This is a genomic window from Bradyrhizobium oligotrophicum S58 (genome assembly GCF_000344805.1).
Lineage (GTDB): Bacteria > Pseudomonadota > Alphaproteobacteria > Rhizobiales > Xanthobacteraceae > Bradyrhizobium > Bradyrhizobium oligotrophicum.
The window spans coordinates 528,845-548,496 of sequence record NC_020453.1 but is presented as its reverse complement, the minus strand read 5'-3'; the positions used below and the strand labels follow the sequence as shown (position 1 = coordinate 548,496).

Annotated in this window: 13 protein-coding genes; 7 read left to right on the top strand and 6 right to left on the bottom strand. The window is 66.5% G+C overall.

Going from position 1 to position 19,652, the window contains the following annotated elements; genetic code table 11:
- Positions 1 to 309 precede the first annotated feature (309 nt).
- From S58_RS02535 to S58_RS02520, 4 genes are all read left to right on the top strand, one after another.
- Positions 310 to 2,034: a hypothetical protein gene (locus S58_RS02535; protein ID WP_015663663.1), complete on the top strand. Its 1,725-nt coding sequence runs from the start codon at positions 310 to 312 to the stop codon at positions 2,032 to 2,034.
- A gap of 215 nt (positions 2,035 to 2,249) precedes the next feature.
- Positions 2,250 to 2,975 carry a thermonuclease family protein gene (locus tag S58_RS02530; RefSeq protein ID WP_042338599.1) on the top strand — a complete coding sequence of 242 codons (726 nt, stop codon included), beginning with the start codon at positions 2,250 to 2,252 and terminating at the stop codon, positions 2,973 to 2,975.
- Between the two features lie 161 nt (positions 2,976 to 3,136).
- The gene (locus S58_RS02525; RefSeq protein WP_015663661.1) at positions 3,137 to 4,324 is read left to right on the top strand and encodes a pyridoxal-phosphate-dependent aminotransferase family protein; all 1,188 of its coding nucleotides are present in this window, start codon (positions 3,137 to 3,139) and stop codon (positions 4,322 to 4,324) included.
- An 8-nt stretch (positions 4,325 to 4,332) separates the two neighbouring features.
- Positions 4,333 to 6,432, top strand: a complete 2,100-nt coding sequence (locus tag S58_RS02520; protein WP_015663660.1) for a S9 family peptidase — start codon at positions 4,333 to 4,335, stop codon at positions 6,430 to 6,432.
- A gap of 298 nt (positions 6,433 to 6,730) precedes the next feature.
- On the opposite strand, the gene S58_RS02515 is transcribed toward S58_RS02520, so the two are convergent.
- The 5 genes from S58_RS02515 to S58_RS02495 form a co-directional block, all read right to left on the bottom strand.
- On the bottom strand, positions 6,731 to 7,450 hold the full coding sequence (locus S58_RS02515) for a ribonuclease activity regulator RraA (protein WP_042338597.1): 720 nt from the start codon (positions 7,448 to 7,450) through the stop codon (positions 6,731 to 6,733).
- 162 nt (positions 7,451 to 7,612) lie between these two features.
- Positions 7,613 to 9,367 carry an L-arabinonate dehydratase gene (araD, locus tag S58_RS02510; protein ID WP_015663658.1) on the bottom strand — a complete coding sequence of 585 codons (1,755 nt, stop codon included), beginning with the start codon at positions 9,365 to 9,367 and terminating at the stop codon, positions 7,613 to 7,615.
- Positions 9,364 to 10,224: an ABC transporter permease gene (locus S58_RS02505; RefSeq protein ID WP_015663657.1), complete on the bottom strand. Its 861-nt coding sequence runs from the start codon at positions 10,222 to 10,224 to the stop codon at positions 9,364 to 9,366. The genes araD and S58_RS02505 overlap by 4 nt, the downstream gene beginning before the upstream one ends.
- A gap of 11 nt (positions 10,225 to 10,235) precedes the next feature.
- Positions 10,236 to 11,000, bottom strand: coding sequence for an ABC transporter ATP-binding protein (locus S58_RS02500; protein WP_015663656.1), 765 nt, complete (start codon positions 10,998 to 11,000; stop codon positions 10,236 to 10,238).
- On the bottom strand, positions 11,000 to 12,028 hold the full coding sequence (locus tag S58_RS02495) for an ABC transporter substrate-binding protein (RefSeq protein ID WP_015663655.1): 1,029 nt from the start codon (positions 12,026 to 12,028) through the stop codon (positions 11,000 to 11,002). Before S58_RS02495 ends, S58_RS02500 begins: the two co-directional genes overlap by 1 nt.
- 126 nt (positions 12,029 to 12,154) lie before the next feature.
- On the opposite strand from S58_RS02495, the gene S58_RS02490 reads away from it, so the two are divergent.
- Complete coding sequence (locus S58_RS02490) at positions 12,155 to 12,868, top strand: GntR family transcriptional regulator (protein ID WP_015663654.1); 714 nt, start codon at positions 12,155 to 12,157, stop codon at positions 12,866 to 12,868.
- Between the two features lie 32 nt (positions 12,869 to 12,900).
- Here S58_RS02490 and S58_RS02485 read toward each other — a convergent pair whose 3' ends face one another.
- Positions 12,901 to 15,036 (bottom strand): methyl-accepting chemotaxis protein, encoded by a 2,136-nt coding sequence (locus tag S58_RS02485; protein ID WP_015663653.1) that lies wholly within the window; start codon positions 15,034 to 15,036, stop codon positions 12,901 to 12,903.
- 540 nt (positions 15,037 to 15,576) lie between these two features.
- Between S58_RS02485 and S58_RS02480 the strand changes: the two genes are divergently transcribed.
- A complete protein-coding gene (locus S58_RS02480) occupies positions 15,577 to 16,011 on the top strand; it encodes a response regulator (RefSeq protein ID WP_015663652.1) in 435 nt (144 codons plus the stop codon).
- Positions 15,992 to 19,603 (top strand): PAS domain S-box protein, encoded by a 3,612-nt coding sequence (locus S58_RS02475; protein WP_042338591.1) that lies wholly within the window; start codon positions 15,992 to 15,994, stop codon positions 19,601 to 19,603. The genes S58_RS02480 and S58_RS02475 overlap by 20 nt, the downstream gene beginning before the upstream one ends.
- The last annotated feature ends 49 nt before the right edge of the window (positions 19,604 to 19,652 follow it).

The window sequence follows — 19,652 nt, the reverse complement described above, 5'->3', positions numbered from 1 at the left end:
GCGGCACCGCAACGAAGAAAGGATTAACCCGATCCCGGAAGCCAGGCAACATCGGAACACCATTGACTTTTCAAACACTTGAAGAGAAAGGAAAATTTAACCATGGGGCGGATCTCCAAAGGGCCCGCGCAGGACCGCGGGGAAGCCACATTGCCGCCAAATCGGCAGCTGTCGCAGTGATCCCGGTCACGTTGTCTTTGGCTGCGGCCCATGTCAGTTTGACCGAAGCATGCGCGTGACGCGCCGTTTGCCGGGCGTTTCGAGCAGCGCATGCCGTTCGTCCCGCCCCGATAACCCGCGAGCCTCGCTTTGAGTTTCCAGTATTTCGCCGGCGCTGCGTGCCGCGCGCTGACGGCCCGCAAGGATGGTCCCTCGCTCTACGAGGTCTGCGATCCCATCCTGCGCCAGCCCGGCAGCGGCGACCCGCATTTGTCCAAGTTCTACCGGACCGCGCTCGGCAACCCCGCGTTGCGCACCCTGCTGCGCCGTGCCGGCCTGCCGGAGCTGAACGATCCCGCGCGCCTTCATGCGCTGCGCCAGGCCCTGGTTCTGGCCCGCGACAATGCGACGCCGGACTGGGCGGCGGTCGGCGGTCCGATCGCCGATCTCGTCGACAGCGTCGCGCTGCGTCACCCGGCCCCGCCGCGCCGCGCCTCCGCCGCTGCAATGCCGCCGGCCGCCGAGGTCGAGCGCGTGATCCGGGCCTGCGGCGCCGATCTGCTCGGCTCTTTCGCCGGCAACGGCTTCATCCCGACCTATGCCGCCTTCAACCTGATCGGCGATCCCGACCTCGGAGGACGCGAGGTGCTGATGGCGCTGCAGGGGCTCGACGCGCGCGGCTACAAGAACTCGACCTTGCTGTTCAACCTCGCCCGCGTCTTCATCGCGCGCTCGCCGGCCGCGGCGGTGATCAATCCGCCCTGGCGCGGCATTGCCGAGCCGATGTGGCAGCCGGTGCAGATCCGCCACCGCTCGGCCTATTACGATGCCTTCTTCACCGAGGCGCTGCTGAGCTATCTGGAGACGGGGCTTGCCTCGCCCGAGCAGACCGGCGCAGCGCGCGGCGCCATCGCCGATATGGTCGACTTCTGCCTCAAGATCAGCCGCGAGCAGGTGCGCGGCGCCGACGGCAAGAGCTACGACGTCGTCACCGCGCTGGCGCCGCATCCGCATCCGCGGTTCTCGCGCTTCTTCACCCAGATCAAGCAGGACCTCGGCTTCGGCGTCTACGTGCCCGACTGCGACACCACGGCGTGCTCGTTTTCCGCAGCCACGCAGGCCGGCGCCGACGATCCGATCCTGGACCAGCCGCTGGTCGACTTCTATGCCGGCTATCAGGTCCGCGCCGGCGGCAACGAGCCGCGCGTGACGGTGCCGATCAACGACAACATCGACTACGAAGGCGGCGTCGCCACCTGGATCGACAGCATGGCCGGCGAGCGGCCCTATGGCAACGACCTCGATCCGACCTTGAATCTCGACGTGCTCGAAGTGTCGTTCCGCAACCTATCGCGCTGGCAGATCCTGGAGACCGAGGGGCGGCTCGATTTCGTCAGGCGCATCGTCGGCTTCCAGCAGCGGCTGGTGCTGAGCGGCGCCTTCGCCGATCCGCGCTCGCACATCTATTATCTGCCGGAGCTGTATTGCGCCTATTTCGGCCGCTGCTATCACGCCTTCATGGCGCTGCCACCAGCCGCGCGTCAGGCGATCGATCCCGACGGCGCGTTCGAGCTCATTCGCCTGCGCGTGCTGGCCTATGTCGAGGACGAGCTGATCGGCCGCGAGATGAACGCGTTCGACGCGGCGCTGGCGCTGATCGCGCTCGGCCATCTCGGCGGCGATGCGGCGAGCTTCGCGCCTGCCGTGCATTGCATCATCGCATCGTTCGGCGAGGGCGGCCGGCGGCATCCGTACCGCGCCTATGAGTGGAACAAGATGAAGACCCCGACGCGGATCCTGGTGGGCGGGCCGGAAGTGACCTCGGCCTTCGTGCTGATGGGCTTGGCGCTCGCGCGAAGGGTGGCGGTGGGGTGATGGAACGAGATATCGCGTCAACGGCGGTGCGCTCCCCTCCTCCGCAAGGGGGAGGGGAGAGCACTGCCGTTGTCGTGCCAGCTCGAGTCTCACTCCTTTCAGCCGCACCATCGCGCGAAGTTGAGCAGATCAGGCAATCACCGTGCTGGAACAACCGCGCGATCCGCCGCACAATCGCTGGGACCTTCCATCCCAAGGACGACCCGCACCCGTTCATGTCGATGAAATCCACCCTGCTCGCCCTGCTCCTGCTGCTGCCCTCCCTCGCATCCGCCGCCGACATCACCGGCATCGCCAAGGTCCGCGAGGCCGACAATGTCCTGATCGGCACGACGCGGGTCAGGCTCGGCGGCATCGACGCGCCGTCGGTCGACCAACTATGCCTGAATCCGCATGGCGAGCGCTGGACCTGCGGCATCGCGGCCCGCGACGAGTTGATCAAGCACGCCGACGGCAAGAGCTGGGTCTGCCATCCCCGCTCGATCGACCGCCGCGGCCGCCAGGTTGCGCGCTGCGACGTCGACGGCGAGGACATCCAGAAATGGCTGGTGCGCAGCGGCTGGGCGCTGGCCTATCGCACCATCTCGCACGACTACGAGCCCGACGAGGCGGAGGCGCGCACCGCCAAGGCCGGCATGTGGCAGGGCGCCTTCATCGCGCCGTGGGACTGGCGGGTACGCAACAAGAAGACCACGATCCTCGGCGCGACGAAACCACCGGACAGCGCGAAAGCCATCCTGCTCGCCTCGGCCTCGGGGCCGGTAGCGCCGTCGCCCGACTGCACCATCAAGGGCAACGTCAATGGCGCCGGCGAATGCATCTATCACACGCCGCAGAGCCGCTGGTACGCGCAGATCAAGATGCACGTCGCCAAGGGCACGCGCTGGTTCTGCTCGGTCGAGGAGGCCGAGGCTGCCGGCTGCCGCGAGACCCGGCGCTGACGCGGCTGCGCCGGCGGAGGCATGCCAGCCCCCCGGGATCTCCGGCTTTTCTTAATGGGCTGCGCCGCGTAAAACGAATTTGGCCCGACCGGGTTCGAGAGCCCGCCGTCACGGCTCAGCGCCAAAACCAATCTCGAGATCAATCGGCAAGGACAAGTGCAATGACCGTTCGCGCGGGCCGGGAGTTTCTGGCCATCCCGGGACCCACCACGATGCCCGACGAGGTGCTGCAGGCGATGCACCGCCCGGCGCTCGACATCTACTCCAAGGAGATGGTCGAGCTGACCGACGGCATCATGTCCGACCTCGGCCGTCTGTTCGCGACCACGGGCAAGACCTACATCTACATCGCCAACGGCCACGGCGCCTGGGAGGCCGTGCTCTCCAACGTGCTGTCGCGCGGCGACAAGCTGCTGGTGCTGGAGAGCGGGCGCTTCGCGATCGGCTGGGGCAATGCGGCGCGCGCGATGGGCGCCGAGGTCGAGGTGCTCCGCGGCGACTGGCGCCGCGCGGTTCGGCCGGCCGAGGTCGAGGCGCGGCTGCGCGCCGACAAGGAGCATACCATCAAGGCGATCGTGGTGGCGCAGATCGACACGGCGTCGGGCGTCGTCAACGACGTCGAGGCGATCGGCCGCGCGGTCAAGGCATCGGGCCATCCGGCGCTGTACATGGTCGACACCGTCGCCTCGCTCGGCTGCATGCCGTTCGAGATGGACGCCTGGGGCATCGACGTCGCGATGTCCGGCTCGCAGAAGGGCCTGATGACGCCGCCCGGCCTCGGCTTCGTTGCGGCGAACGCGCGAGCCCTCCAGGCGCACAAGCGTGCCAACATGCGCACGCCCTATTGGGACTGGAGCGAGCGCGAGGGCAGCGAGCACTATCGCAAATATGGCGGCACCGCGCCGGTGCACCTGTTGTTCGCGCTGCGCCAGGCGATGGACATGCTGTTCGCCGAAGGGCTGACGCACGCGTTCCGGCGCCACGAGTTGCTCGCCGAAGCTGTGCGCCGCGCGGTCGCGAAGTGGAGCGAAGGCCAGGTGATCGGCTTCAACATTGCCGAGCCGGCGGAGCGTTCCAACACCGTGACCACGGTGCTGGTCGGCGGCGGCTATGATCCCGCGGTGCTGCAGAGCTACTGCAAGGAGCAGTGCGGCGTCGTGCTCGGCACCGGGATCGGCGATCTGCATGGCCAGGCGTTCCGAATCGCCCATATGGGCCATGTCAACGCGCCGATGGTGCTGGGCACGCTCGGCGTGATCGAGATGGCGCTGGTGGCGTTGAAGATCCCGCATGGCCGCGGCGGCCTCGATGCCGCGATCCAATGGCTCGGCGAGAGCGTGACCCCGTAAAGGACGACATGACCGACAGCAGCAACCAGGCGCCGGTGGCGCCGCGCCGCCCGCATTCTTTCACCCGCCACGGCATCACCGTGAGCGACGACTATGCCTGGCTGAAGGATGCGCGCTGGCAGGAGGTGCTGCACGATCCTACGCTGCTCGACGCCGACATCCGCGCCTATCTCGAGGCCGAGAACGCCTATGCCAATGATGTGCTCGGCCACACCGAACCGCTGCAGAAACAGATCGTGAAGGAGATGCGCGGCCGCATCAAGGAGGACGACTCCTCGGTGCCGTCGCCCGACGGGCCCTACGCCTATTTCCGCAAGTACCGCGAGGGCGGCCAGCACGAGCTGTTCTGCCGCACGCCGCGCAATGGCGGCGCGGAGACGATCGGGCTCGACGGCGATGCGCTGGCGCGTGGGCATGAGTACTTCAAGTTCGGCGGCAGCCGCCATTCGCACGACCACAAGCGCGTGGCCTGGAGTGCCGACACCAAGGGCTCGGAATATTTCACCATCCGCGTTCGCGACTGGGATGGCGGCGATGACCTCGCCGACCTCGTCGAGGAGACCGATGGCGGCATGGTGTGGTCGCGCGACTGCAACAGCTTCTTCTACGTCAAGCTCGACGACAATCACCGCCCGATGCAGGTGTGGCGGCATCGACTCGGCACCAAACAGTCTGACGATGTGCTGGTTTATGAGGAGCACGATACCGGCTGGTTCACGCATGTCCACGAGTCGACGTCGGGCCGGTTCTGCGTCATCGCCGGCGGCGACCACGAGACGTCAGAACAACGATTGATCGATCTCGATCATCCCGAAGCAGCGCCGAAGCTGGTCGCTGCGCGCGAGAACGGCGTGCAATATTCGATCGCCGATCGCGGCGAGGAACTGTTCATTCTCACCAATGCCGACGGCGCCATCGACTTCAAGATCGTCACCGCGCCGCTGGCCGCACCCGAGCGCGCCAACTGGCGCGATCTCATTCCGCACCGCGCCGGCATCTATGTGCTCGATCACGATCTTTACTCCGGACACCTTGTGCGGCTGGAGCGGGCCAACGCGCTGCCGTCGATCGTGATCCGCGATCTCAGGTCGGGCGAGGAGCATGCGATCGCGTTCGACGAGGGCGCCTATTCGCTCGACGCGATGGGCTCCTACGAGTTCGACACCACCAATCTGCGCTTTTCCTATTCGTCGATGACGACGCCGTCGGAAGTCTGGGACTACGACATGGTGACGCGCGCGAAAAGCTTGCGCAAGCGCCAGGAAATTCCGTCCGGTCACAATTCGGCCGACTACGTCACCACGCGCATCATGGCCAGAGCGGATGACGGCGCCGAGGTGCCGGTGTCGCTGCTGCACCGGCGCGACTTCAAGGCCGACGGCACGGCGCCGCTGCTGCTGTATGGCTACGGCTCCTATGGCATGGCGATGCCGGCCTCGTTCAGCGCCAACCGGCTGTCGCTGGTCGATCGCGGCTTCGTCTATGCGATCGCTCATATCCGCGGCGGCACGGACAAGGGCTGGGGCTGGTACCTCGACGGCAAGCGCGAGAAGAAGACCAACAGCTTTGACGATTTCTCGGCCAGCGCGCGGGCGCTGATCGCCGCGAACTACACCAGCGCCAAGCGCATCGTCGGCCATGGTGGCAGCGCCGGCGGCATGCTGATGGGCGCCGTCGCCAACCGCGCGGGTGAATTGTTCGCCGGCATCGTCGCCGAAGTGCCGTTCGTCGACGTGCTGAATACGATGCTCGACGACACCCTGCCGCTGACGCCGCCGGAATGGCCCGAATGGGGCAACCCGATCGAGAGCGAAAAGGATTTCCGCACCATCCTGTCGTACTCGCCCTACGACAACGTTGCGGCCAAGGAGTATCCGGCAATTCTGGCGATGGCCGGCTTGACCGATCCGCGCGTGACCTATTGGGAGCCAGCGAAATGGGTCGCGCGGCTGCGCGCGACCATGACCGGTGGCGGGCCCGTGGTGCTACGCACCAACATGGGCGCCGGCCACGGCGGCGCCTCCGGCCGCTTCAACCGCCTGGATGAGGTCGCGATCGTGTATGCATTCGCGCTGTGGGCGGTGGGGTTGGCGGACAAGAGCGCGTGACCGCGACGCACTGCTGGCTAAAGTCCAATGTGCGGCGAGACCTCGCCTGACCACCGGTGTCGTCCCGGCGCCCCCCGGGACTCATAGCCACCGTTGTTAGTTGTTGGGCAGGCTGGAGCTACTTTCTTCGTGATCACACCGCCCTGTGGCTATGGGTCCCGGCTCAAGGCCGGGACGACAGCGGAGGGTGTGGCAGCGGCCTCGCGCCTCACCAACACCGGGGGATGAACAGCGAGATGACGCCGCACCAAAGGTGTCGTTCCTGCGAACGCAGGGACGACAGCGGAGTGTGTGGCGGCTACCTGCCGTTCTTCGCCCGCCAGGCCGCAAAATCGGCAGGGGTCTGCGGGTCGGTGGCCGGATAGAGGCCGAGGATGGAGCGGCCCTGGGCGACCTGCTCGGCGACGAAGTCCTCGAACGCGGTCATCTCGAAGGTCTCGTCCGCGATCTCGTCGGCGATATCAGCGGGGATGACGATGACGCCGTCGGAATCGCCGAGGATGACGTCGCCCGGAAACACCGGCGCGTCGCCGCAGGCGATCGGGCCGTTGATCTCGATCGCATGATGATGAGTCAGGTTGGTCGGCGCGCTCGGGCGCTGGTGGAAGGCGGGAATGCCGAGCCTGGCGATCTCGGCGGAATCGCGGAAACCGCCATCGGTGACGACGCCGGCGACGCCGCGCTGCTGCAGGCGGCTCACCAGGATCGCGCCGGCCGAGGCGGCGCGTGCGTCCTTGCGGCTGTCCATCACCAGCACGGCGCCGGGCGGACATTCTTCGACGGCCTTGCGCTGCGGGTGGCCGCGGTCGCGAAACACCTCGATCGTGTTGAGATCCTCGCGCGCCGGGATGTAGCGCATGGTGAAGGCCTCCCCGACCATGGTCGGCTGGTCCGGACCGAGCGGGTGGACGTTCTGGATGCACTGGATGCGCAGGCCGCGCTTGAACAGCGCGGTGGCGACGGTTGCGGTCGAAACGGTCTTGAGCTTGTTGCGGGTGGCGGTGCTGAGTCTGGTCATGCGGTGCTCGTGGTTCTCCCCTCCCCCTTGCGGGGAGGGGTTGGGGGTGGGGGTCCACATCGGTAGTGTCGCTTGGGGCTCCCCCCTCCCCGACCCTCCCCCACAAGGGGGGAGGGAGCACACCGAGGTTGGGGCGAGAGCGCGGCCTCTCGACAGTGTGAACTAATAGATCACCGGCTCGCCGACGGGGGCGCCGAAGCCGGTTTCGAGGAAATCGAAGTCGCAACCATCATTGGCCTGCTTGATGTGGCGGGCGAACATCCAGCCATAGCCGCGCTCGAAGCGCGGCGCCGGCGGCGTCCACTCCGCGCGGCGGCGCGCCAATTCCTCTTCGGACACATCGAGATTGATGGTGCGCGCGGCGACGTCGAGCGTGATCAGGTCGCCGTTCTTCACGAGCGCCAACGGACCGCCGATGTACGATTCCGGCGAAACGTGCAGGATGCAGGCGCCATAACTCGTGCCGCTCATCCGTGCGTCCGACAGCCGCACCATGTCGCGCACCCCCTGTTTCACCAGCTTGGTCGGAATCGGCAGCATGCCCCATTCCGGCATGCCCGGCCCGCCTTGCGGTCCGGCGTTGCGCAGGATCAGCACGTGATCGGCTGATACGTCGAGATCGGGATCGTCGATCGCCTTCTTCATCGACGGATAGTCGTCGAACACCAGCGCAGGGCCCGTGTGCTTGAGGAAACGCGGCTCGCAGGCGGACGGCTTGATGACGCAGCCGTCCGGAGCCAGGTTGCCCTTGAGCACGGCGAGCGCACCCTCGCGATAGATCGGGTTCGACTGCGGGCGGATGACGTCGTCATTGTAGACGCCCGCACCCTTGATGTTGTCGCCGAGCGTGCGGCCGTTGACCGTGACGCAGTCGAGATGGAGATGCTCGGCCATCCGGCTCATCAGCCCGGGCAGGCCGCCGGCGTAGTAGAAGTCTTCCATCAGGTAGGTGTCGCCGCTCGGCCGGACATTGGCGAGCACCGGCACCTTGCGGCTCGCGGCCTCGAAATCGTCGAGACCGATGTCGGCGCCGGCACGGCGCGCCTGCGCGATGACGTGGATGATCGCGTTGGTCGAGCAGCCCATGGCCATAGCCACCGCGATCGCATTCTCGAACGCTGCCTTGGTCTGGATCTTGGCCGGCGTCAGATCCTCCCACACCATCTCGACGATGCGGCGGCCGCATTCGGAGCTCATGCGGATGTGCTCGGCATCAGCAGCCGGAATCGACGAGGCGCCCGGCAAGGTCATACCGATCGCCTCCGCAATCGCCGTCATGGTCGAGGCCGTACCCATGGTCATGCAGGTGCCGTGGCTGCGGGCGATGCCCGCCTCCATCGCACTCCAATCGGCATCCGACAGCTTGCCGGCGCGGCGCTCGTCCCAATACTTCCAGGCGTCGGAGCCAGAGCCGAGGGTCTTGCCCTTCCAATTGCCGCGCAGCATCGGCCCGGCCGGAAGATAGATCGCCGGCAGGTTCATGCTGGTAGCACCGAGCAAGAGCGCCGGCGTGGTCTTGTCGCAGCCGCCCATCAGCACCACGCCGTCGACGGGATGGCTGCGCAGCAGCTCCTCGACGTCCATCGCCAGCATGTTGCGGTAGAGCATCGTGGTCGGCTTCAGCAGCGACTCCGACAGCGACAGCGCCGGCAGCTCGATTGGGAAGCCGCCGGCCATCAGCACGCCGCGCTTGACGTCGTCGACGCGCTGCTTGAAGTGCATGTGGCAGGGCTGCGCATCGGACCAGGTGTTGACGATGGCGATGACCGGGCGGCCCTTCCATTCCTCCTGGGCGTAGCCCATCTGCATCACGCGCGAGCGATGGCCGAAGGAGCGGAGATCGTCGGGCGCGAACCAGCGCGCGCTGCGCAGCTGATCGGGAGTCTTAAGCTGATCGGGGGTTTTGCGCTCACTCATGATTGGGTCCCCCAGGTCAGCACGGTCTTGCGCTCGATGGTGCGGAAGATCAGGTTCTCGACCACGAGACCGATCACGATCACGGTCAGCAGGCCGGCGAATACAGCGGGTATCTCGAGCAGATTGCGGTTCTCGAAGATGAACCAGCCGAGGCCGCCCTGCCCGGAGGAGACGCCGAACACCAGCTCGGCGGCGATCAGGGTGCGCCAGGCAAAGGCCCAGCCGATCTTCAAGCCGGTCAGGATGGCGCCGAAAGCCGCGGGAATCAGGATACGGATCACGTAGGAAAAGCCGGTGAGGCCGTAATTGTGGCCGACCATTCGCAGGGTGTTGGAGACGCTCTTGAAGCCGGAATGGGTGTTGAGCGCCACCGGCCACAGCACTGAATGAATCAGCACGAACACGAGACTGCCACTGCCGAGCCCGAACCAGATCAAGGCGAGCGGCAACAGCGCGATCGCCGGCAGCGGGTTGAACATCGCCGTGATGGTTTCGAGGAAGTCGGTGCCGATCCGGGTCGAGATCGCGAGCACGGTCAGGATGGCCGCGAGGACGATGCCGGCCGTGTAGCCCATGAACAGCACCTTCAGCGACGTCCAGGCGCGCATCGGGATGGTGCCGTCGCGCACCTTCTCCCACAGCGCTGTGATGGTGTCGGAGAAGGTCGGGAACAGCAGGGGATTGTCGAGATAGCTGCCATAGGCCTGCCAGATCGCCGCGAGCACGACGATGATCAGGCTCTTGCGCACGAAGCCGTCGTTCCAGAGCAGCTCGAGCACACCGAGCTTGCGCTCGACATCGGCCGGAGATGCGCTGGCCGCAGCCGTGTCGCGCAGGATGATCTTTGCTTCAGCCATGGGAGCGGCCCTCAATGCGCCGTTGCGGGTTCAGAAAACAGCAGGTCGTGGATCTGCTTCTCCAGGCGCGCGGCGCTGCCGTCCTCGGCCGAGACCTTGTCGACATCGATGACCTCGGCCTTGACCCGGCCGGGATGCGGCGACAGCAGCAGGATGCGGTTGCCGATCTTGATCGCTTCCGCAATCGAATGCGTCACGAACAGCACGGTGAATTTGGTCTCGTTCCAGAGCTGCAGCAGCTCGTCCTGGCAGGTCCGCCGCGTCAGCGCATCGAGCGCGGCGAACGGCTCGTCCATCAGCAGAATGTCCGGCTCCATCGCCATGCCCCTGGCGATCGCAACGCGCTGCTTCATGCCGCCGGACAGCGTGTGCGGATAGGCATCGACGACGCGTGTCAGCCCGACCTTCTCGATATAAGCGCGGGCGCGGCTTTCGGCTTCCTTGCGCGGCATGCGCCGTGCCGTCAGCAGCGGAAACATCACGTTGGCGAGCACGGTCTTCCAGGGCAGCAGCTGATCGAACTCCTGGAAGATCATCATGCGGTCGGCGCCGGGGCCGGTGATCTCGCGGCCGTTGATGCGCATGCGCCCCTCGCTCGGCTTGATGTAGCCGCCGACGGCCTTCAACAAGGTCGACTTGCCGCAACCGGAGGGCCCCAGCAGAACGAAGCGATCGGAGCGGTCGACGGAGAAGCCGACCCGCTCGGTTGCCGTGATGACGGCGCTGGAGGTCTTGTAGCGCAAGGTGACGCCGTCGACATCGAGGAGCGCGGACATCAGTTGCCCTTCAGATCATGCGCCACGGGGAGATAGTAGTCGGTCCAGGCCTTGGGCTGAGTCTTGATGGTACCGATCTTCGCCAGATGGGTGGCGAATTTCATCGTGCCCTGCGGCTCCAGATTCCATTCCATCATGCCGGGCTCCTTGAGCCAGGCGAGCAGGTCCTCGACCGAGGTCTTGTCGCCGGTGATCTCCTTGTAGATCTCCACCGCTGTCTTGGTGTCGCTGCGGATCAGGTCCTGCGCTTCCTTGGTGGCGTCGCGCACCGCCTGGATGATCTTCGGATTGGCATCGGCGAACTTGGTCGTGGTGAAGAACTGCGCCTGGCTCAGCGGCCCGCCCATCACGTCGGGCGAGTTCATCACGACATGCGCACCCGGGACGTTCTTCATTTCGAGGAACGTATAGGGCGGGATCGAGAAGTGGTTGTGCACCTCATGCTGCGGGTTGCTCAGCGCCGTATAAGCGTCGGGGTGACCGAGCTGCACGGTGTTGACATCGAGCTTGTTCCACTGGTCGGCGCCGAAGGCCTCGGCGGCTGCGATCTGCAGCACGATGGCCTGCGTCGAGACCTTCACGGTCGGCACCGCGATCTTGTCGGTGGGGCCGAAATCCTTGATCGACTTGATGTTGGGATCGCGGCTGATCAAGGTCATCGGCTGCGCCGAGGTGGCGACGATGCCCTTCACGCCGCCACGCGTGCGGTCCCACAACAGCAGCAGATTGCCGGTGCCGGTGTTGAGGATGTCGACGCTGCCCGACAGCAGCGCATCGGTCTGCGCACCACCGCCGGAGAAGGTCAGCCATTTGGTGGTGACACCGGGCACGCCGAGCGCGGCGGCGTGCTTCTCGATCAGCTTCTGCTTCTCGATGATGTGGCTCGGCATGTAGAAAATGCCGGGCTGGCGCGACAGCGACACCTCGGTCTTCTGCTGGGCCTGCGCATCGTTCCAGGTGGCCGCAACCAACATGGTGGCCAGCAGGCCGGCGGCTCGTGTGGCTGAGCGCCCGAACGTCTTCAACATGGGACAGTCCTCCTCGCGCCGGCTCTCCTTGTTGACGACCGGTCGGCAGATGCACTAATGCATTAGTGCATCTCTGACAAGCGTTGATCTCTCCCCTGCGACATTCCGAGCCGGACAGCCGATTCCATGGCCTCGCTGACCGCGACCTCCGCCACCGCGCCCCTGCCCGAACGGCTCGATCCGAGCCGGCGCGCGGCGCCGCAGGTGTTCGAGCGGCTGCGTGACCAGATCATCGCGCTGGCGCTTCCGCCCGGCGCGCCGCTGTCGCGGGTCGCGCTGCAATCCGAATTCGGGCTCAGCTCGACGCCGATCCGCGACGCGCTGATGCGGCTGGCCGAAGAGGGGCTGGTCGAAATCTTCCCGCAGCATGCGACGCTGGTCAGCCGCATCGACGTGACCCGGGCGCAGCAGGCCCAGTTCCTGCGCCAGGCGCTGGAGCTGGAGATCGTGCGCCTGCTCGCCCTGCAGCCGACGCGCGCGCTTGCGGACGAGTTGAACGCGCTGGTCACCCGGCAGAGGCGCTTTGCGAAAGACGGCGATCTCGCCGCCTTCATGCTGGCCGACAACGCCTTCCACGAACGGCTCTACACCGCCGCGGACAAGCAGGATTTGTGGACCCTGGTGCGCAGCCGCAGCGGCCACATCGACCGGCTGCGCCGGCTGCATCTGCCCTCACCCGGCAAGGCGCAGACCATCCTGCGGCATCACAAGCAGATCGCCGACGCGATCGCCGCAGGCCGCCCGGACGAGGCGCAGGCGCATCTGCGCGAGCACCTGACCGGCACGCTGAGCGACCTCGCGACCATTCGCGGCCGGTGGCCGGATTATCTCAGCGGCTAGCGGTCGGCCACGGTCGAAGCCGGAGCGCGACATCACGCCGCCCGCCGTCGCCCCTGCCCTGCGCTCCGGTTGGCGCGCCGTTCCGGTCCGCGGTAGTTCGGATCATCCTGGGAGCGCCGATCGAGCGCGCCGCTACGCAGCCGGACGAAGAACTCCTGAACCTCTGCCGCAAGATTTTTCGCCACGCGCGAGACGTTGTTGGACGCATTGCGCACATTGTCCGCCGACTGGCTGGTCTCCTCGATCGCGCCGCTGACGGTGGAGATGTTGGAGGCCAGCGTCCTGCTGCCGGAGGCCGCCATCTGGACGTTGTGCGAGATCTCGCGTGTCGCCGCGCCCTGCTGCTCGACGGCGCTCGCGATCGCGGTGGTCACATCCGCCATCTGCCGCATCGCCGTCGCCACCTGCTTGACCGAAGCCACGGCGCTACTGGTCGAGGTCTGGATGCCCTGCACGTGCTGGCCGATCTCCTGCGTGGCCTTGGCGGTCTGCTCGGCCAGCGACTTGACCTCCTGCGCCACCACGGCGAAGCCGCGGCCAGCCTCGCCGGCGCGGGCGGCCTCGATGGTCGCATTGAGCGCAAGCAGGTTGGTCTGCGCGGCGATCGCCTGGATCAGGTCGACGACGGCCGAGATGCTCTGCGCCGCCTGGGCGAGGCTCTCGATCTCCGCTTCCGATCGCGCCGTGGTCGCATTGGCGTTGCGCACCGTCGAATTCGACAGCTCGATCTGCCGGCCGATCTCAACGATCGAGCTCGTCAACTGTTCCGCGGCGGCGGCGACGGTCTGGACGTTGACGGAGGTCTTCTCCGAGGCGCCGGCGGCGGATGCGGCCTGTTCAGTGGCGTGACTCGCGATTCCGGTCAGAGCCTCAGCCGTGTTCTTCATGATGCCGACATTGTCGTCGACCTCGGAGAGCAATTCGGTCGACTTGGTTCTGAAGGCCTCCACCGCCGCTTCCATGTTGCGGTTCATCGCCTCGCGCGCCTCGGCCTCGCGAACATAGTTCGACGACGCCAGCTGCTGCGCGATGACGTTGTCGCGGAACATGGCCACCGCCTTCGACACGTCGCCGATCTCGTCGGCGCGATCGGCGGTCTTGAATTCGACGCTGGTATCGCCGTTGGACAGGCGCGCCGAATCGGCGACCAGATCCGAGATCGGCGTGGTGATCGAGCGCGCCACCATGATGGCGATGCCCAGGCCCAGCGCGAGCCCGATGGCGAGCAGCACCCATTCGGCGAGCAGGAGCTGCTCGATCAGCCCTGCAACGGCGGCGGAGTCCTTCGCCAGCACGTCCTGCTGGTTGGTCTTGAGACCGCCGCCAAACGTTCCGTCCCCCCGCGTCTTGCCGTCCAGCAGATCGAGCAGCCTGTTCGCGCGCGGCGCCGCCTCGCTCGCCAGCAGGAACACCGCCGCATTCCATTGCGGCGACTGACGCAGCGCAAAGATCTTGTCCGGCAGCGGCGCGAACGCCTCGCTGGCCCTGGCGACCTTGTCGAACGCAGCCTTCTGCGACGACGTCAACAGGCTGGCCTCCGACGCGACGGTCGCCACCGCGTTCTTGTAGTTGGCATAGGGGCCGGCAAACTTGTCGCGATCCAAGGGATCGCCGGATGCGACGTAGAGCCTGAGCTGCGATCCCGCCGCGGCGAGATTGCCGCGTATATCGGCCATGGTCTTCAGGAGGCGCTTCCGCTCGGGCGTCGCCTCCAACGCGTTCTCCTCGTCGATCATCCCGGTGATCTCGGCAAACATCGTTGCGATCAGCGGCGACGCCTCGGTGCCGAGCAGCTTCGTCGCCGGATACGCATCAGCCGTGAAGGCCACCGCCTCCGCCTTGTCCTGGGCAGCTCTGAACTCGGCGAGCAGCGGCTTGGCCTCGTCCCACAGGGCGCGGTTCTCCGCGAGCCTGAATCCCCCGGCCAGGCGGTCGAAGTCCTGGATGGACTTTTCGAACCCGGTCCACAGCACCGCACGCCGTTGCTTCATGGCGGGATCCCCGGTGAGCAGGTAGCCGCGCAACGCCGCAAGCGTGGCGTGGAGATCAGCCACCAGCTGCGTGCTGCCGATGGCCACGGGCGATCTCAGCTCGACGATGTTGCGAAATCGCTGCGAGACGTTCGAAACGGCGTAGGCCGAATAGCCGACCGCACAGGCGAGCAACATGCAAACCAGACCAAATCCGGCGAGCAGCCGGGTTCGAATCCTCACGTTCGAAACGAAGCCAGACATTCAATCCCCCACGCCGCGATCGTCAGCTCCACCGTGCCACCCAGCCCGAAGCCGACCGCAAGACGACCACCAATTTCCGCATTCTCCGAAAGCGTCTCGGCTCGCCCTGAGATCACAGACCCTAGCAAATGTGCTCAATGGTTGTGCATTCGGGCGCGCTGCCGCGACAAAGGCAGCGCGGAAGCCACATGGTGACTTTTCCATTGATCGGCTTAAACGAATGTGAAGCGTCCCGGCCGTACAACTACGGCGCGAGTGGCTCGGACCCAGACAGACACCGGGTGCGCGCATGCGGGCGAGTGCCAGGGCGCGCCGAACACCCCGGAACCGCCTCATATTGCCGCATTCGCCACGCGCAAGTTCGATCGCAGATGTGAGTTGAGCGGCGAAGCGCCTTGCGGCGCGCCGCAAATTGGGCAAAACCTCTACAACTGACCGTTGGTCTTGCTGCCAGCCATTCGGGAGACGCGGAGCGTGGCAAAGATTCTGGTCGTGGACGACGATCCCGTCATGCAGCTGACCATCCAGCGCGTGCTCGAACAGGCAGGCCATGTCGTGGCGGCCGCCGAGAACGGCCAGAAGGCGCTCGCGCGGTTCGAGAGCGAGGCCTTCGATCTGGTGATCCTCGACATCTTCATGCCGGGCATGGACGGGCTGGAGGCGCTGCGCCTGATCCTCCGGCGCTCGCCGGATGTTCCGATCATCATGACCTCGGGACGATCGCACACTCCGAACTCGATGTCGGAGCCCGATTATCTTACCATGGCCACCAAGCTGGGCGCGGTTTCCGCGTTGCCCAAGCCGTTCAAACCGGGCACCCTCCTGACGACGGTTTCCGATTGCCTCGCGTCGGCAGCCAAGCAGGCTGCTCCACCCCGGCCAGGCCACGATGCTATTTCGAACTCCTGACAGCAGAGCCGGTCAGCCCTCGCTGAGCGGGGCCGGAGACGCCGACGAAGCCCGCGGTCTGGGCGGCCGGATGACGCTGACGACGCGACTGGCGATCGCGATGATCCTGCTGGTCGCCATCGCCGTGTTCGCCGTCGGCTGGCTCGGCTACCGCAGTCTCGAGCGTGCGCTGCTGCCGCGCGCGCTCGACCGCATCGAGGCGCATTCGCGCCTGATGGCGACCGAGCTCGAGAACTATGTCAGCGGCGCGCGCAACGATCTGGCGAGCTATCGCGCCTCGCCGAACCTCGGGACGCTGATCCGCACCCTGAAGACCGGCGGCGTGGATCCACGCGAGGGGCTGCCGGCGCAGTCATGGCGCGAGCGGGTCGCGACGCGCTATTTCGCGGAGCTGCAGGCCAAGCAGACCTACGCGATGATCCGCGTGGTCGGCATCGAGAACAATTATCGCGAGCTCATCCGGGTCGACCGGCTCGGGCCGGGCAACGCCGTCCGCATCGTGCCCGAGAACGAGCTGATCACGCGCGGCGAACGCAACTACATCAAGGAGACGCTGAGCCTTGCGCCCGGCGGCATCCGCATCTCGCCGATCATCCTCGACGGCAACACCACGGACCCCAAGACCGGCGTCCCGATGCTGTGCGTCGGCACGCCGGTGTTCTCGCCGGACGGCAAGCCATTCGCCATCCTGATGCTCGATCTCGACATGCGTCCGGTGTTCGCGCATCTGCGCAACGCCGCCCGGCCCGGCGCCCAGCTCTACGTCGTGAACGCACGCGGCGACTATCTCTTCCATCCCGAATCCGACCGGGAGTTCGCCTCGAAACGCGGCCGATCGACACGCTGGCAGGATGATTTTCCGACCCTCGCGAGCTCGACCGGCACCACGGAAGGCTTTGCGCGGATCCTGCACGACGAGGCGGAGCGTCCCGGCGGCGTCGCCTTTGCGCCGGCCATGCTCGCCGGCCAGGAGTGGGTGGCGGTGATCGAGACGATCCCGAACACCGCCTTCATGGCGCCCGCGCTCGCCATCCGCAAGACGGCGATCGAGGTCGGCCTGATCGCGATGCTCTGTGCCGCGGCGCTCGCCTTCGTGGTCGCGCGCTCGCTGACCCGGCCGATCAATCAGCTGACCCAGGCCGTCGAGGGCGTCGGACGCGGCGAGACGGTGAAGATCCCGCTCGAGGCCGTGGGCGAGACCGGCGTGCTGGCGCGCGCCTTCGCCCGGGTGCTCGACGAGGTCCGCTCCAAAACCGCAGAGCTGGAGCGCGAGGTCCAGGAGCACTATCTGACCGAGGCCGCGCGCGACCATTTCGCCGCGCGCGAACGGCTCTACAGCGCTGCCGTGGAATCATCGAGCGATGCGATCGTCACGCTCGCGCTCGACGGCACCATCACGGGGTGGAATCCGGCCGCGGAAAGCATGCTGGGCTACGCCGCCGAGGAGGCCGTCGGCCGCAAGGCCGATTTCGTCGTGCCGCCCGACCGGGCCGCGGAGGCGGAGGACATCCTGGTGCGCGTGGCGCGCGGCGAGCGGATCCAGCATTTCGAGACGGTGCGGCTTCGCAAGGATGGCGAGCCGATCCTGGTCTCGCTCAGCGTATCCCCGATCAAATCGCCGACCGGCCAGACCATCGGCGCCTCGAAGATCGCACGCGACCTCACCGAGAGCCGCAGGACCGAGCAGGCGCTGCGGCAGCAGACCGAAGAGCGCCGACGCATCTTCGAGACCTCACAGGACCTGATCCTGATCACCGACCGGAGCGGCATCCTGGTGCAGGTCTCGCCCAGCGTCGAGGTGACGCTCGGCTATACACCGGCCGAAATGATCGGACGCAGCGGCGAGGAGTTCATCCACCCCGACGATCTCGCCAAGGCCCGTGAAGAGCTTCGCGCCTCGCGCCAAGGCCTGCGCGCGCGCACCTCCGACGGCCGCTACATCCACAAGGACGGCCGCGTCGTGACGCTGTCCTGGACCTCGAACTGGTCGGAGCCGGTGCAGCGCCACTTCTTCATCGGGCGCGACATGACGGAGAGCCGGCTGGCGCAGGAAACCTTGCGCGAGAGCGAGCAGCTCGCCCGCAATATCGTCGAGACCGCGCTCGATGCCTTCGTCCAGATCGACGACAAGGGTGCGATCCTCAACTGGAATTCCCAGGCCGAAAAGATCTTCGGATGGTCGCGCGCCGAGATCCTCGGCAGGGACGTGTTCGGCGTGATCACGGTCGATGGCGAGGGCGACGAACTGCGCGCGGCGCTCGGCCGCATCGTGATGACCGGACAGGCCGCCGCACTCGGTGTCGGCCGCCGCCGCGAGGTCATGGTGAAGCGGCGCGACGGCCGCGACTTCAGGGCCGAGCTGAGCGTGACCGCGCTGAAGACGCGCAATGGCTTCGTGCTCAACGGCTTCTTCCGCGACCTGACCGAGAAGATCGCCACCGAGGAGCGGATCCGTCAGTCCGAGAAGATGGAGGCGATCGGCCAGCTCACCGGCGGCATCGCCCATGACTTCAACAACATCCTGACGGTGATCACCGGCACGATCGAGATCCTCGCCGCGGCCGTCGCCAAGGAGCCGCAGCTGGCCGCGATCACCAGGATGATCGACGAGGCGGCTGCGCGCGGCGCCGATCTCACCCAGCATCTGCTCGCCTTCGCACGCCGGCAGCCGCTGCAGCCGCGCGAGGTCGACGTCAACACGCTGATCATCGATACCGCCAAGCTGCTGCGGCCGACGCTCGGCGAGCAGGTCGAGATCGAGTCCGTGTTCCAGGATGAAACCTGCGTGGGGCACGTCGACCCCAACCAGCTCGCCACCGCCATCATCAATCTCGCGCTCAATGCCCGCGACGCGATGCCGAATGGCGGCAAGCTGATCCTGGAAACCGGCTGGGCCGACCTCGACGAAAACTATGCGAGCCTCTACGACGACGTCAGGCCCGGCCGCTACGCGATGATCGCGGTGAGCGACAGCGGCAGTGGCATCCCGGCGGCCATCATCGACAAGGTGTTCAATCCGTTCTTCACCTCGAAAGGACCCGGCAAGGGCACGGGTCTCGGCCTGTCGATGGTCTACGGCTTCGTGAAGCAGTCGGCCGGCCATATCCGGATCTACAGCGAAGAAGGACACGGCACCACGATCCGCATGTACCTCCCGCCCGGCAGCGAGGGCGCCGTCACTCCGTCATCGGGCGCCGCGCCAGCCATCGAAGGCGGCAACGAGACGATCCTGGTGGTGGAGGACGATCGGCTGGTGCGCGGCTACGTTCTCGCCCAGCTCCATTCGCTCGGCTATGCGACGCTCGAAGCGGCCAATGCCGCCGAAGCGCTTGCGATCACCAATGCGGGCGAGCCGTTCCAGCTGTTGTTTACCGACATCATCATGCCGGGAACCATGAACGGACGCCAGCTCGCGTCCGAAATCCAACGGCTTCGCCCTGGCCAGCGCGTGCTGTTCACCTCGGGCTATACCGAAAACGCGATCGTGCATCACGGCCGGCTCGACGAAGGACTGCTGCTGCTGGCGAAACCGTATCGCAAATCCGAACTGGCCAAGATGATCCGCAAGGCGCTCGCAGCGGACGAGGCCTGATAGTAGACCGATCGCGACCATGCGGGCTACAGGCCGGCGGCCTAGCCTG

Excerpts from the sequence above, each read along its gene's own strand:
- S58_RS02530 (WP_042338599.1), top strand. The coding sequence starts at position 2,250 with ATGTCGATGAAATCCACCCTGCTCGCCCTGCTCCTGCTGCTGCCCTCC.
- S58_RS02525 (WP_015663661.1), top strand. The coding sequence starts at position 3,137 with ATGACCGTTCGCGCGGGCCGGGAGTTTCTGGCCATCCCGGGACCCACC.
- S58_RS02520 (WP_015663660.1), top strand. The coding sequence starts at position 4,333 with ATGACCGACAGCAGCAACCAGGCGCCGGTGGCGCCGCGCCGCCCGCAT.
- S58_RS02515 (WP_042338597.1), bottom strand. The coding sequence starts at position 7,450 with ATGACCAGACTCAGCACCGCCACCCGCAACAAGCTCAAGACCGTTTCG.
- araD (WP_015663658.1), bottom strand. The coding sequence starts at position 9,367 with ATGAGTGAGCGCAAAACCCCCGATCAGCTTAAGACTCCCGATCAGCTG.
- S58_RS02505 (WP_015663657.1), bottom strand. The coding sequence starts at position 10,224 with ATGGCTGAAGCAAAGATCATCCTGCGCGACACGGCTGCGGCCAGCGCA.
- S58_RS02500 (WP_015663656.1), bottom strand. The coding sequence starts at position 11,000 with ATGTCCGCGCTCCTCGATGTCGACGGCGTCACCTTGCGCTACAAGACC.
- S58_RS02495 (WP_015663655.1), bottom strand. The coding sequence starts at position 12,028 with ATGTTGAAGACGTTCGGGCGCTCAGCCACACGAGCCGCCGGCCTGCTG.
- S58_RS02490 (WP_015663654.1), top strand. The coding sequence starts at position 12,155 with ATGGCCTCGCTGACCGCGACCTCCGCCACCGCGCCCCTGCCCGAACGG.
- S58_RS02485 (WP_015663653.1), bottom strand. The coding sequence starts at position 15,036 with ATGTTGCTCGCCTGTGCGGTCGGCTATTCGGCCTACGCCGTTTCGAAC.
- S58_RS02475 (WP_042338591.1), top strand. The coding sequence starts at position 15,992 with ATGCTATTTCGAACTCCTGACAGCAGAGCCGGTCAGCCCTCGCTGAGC.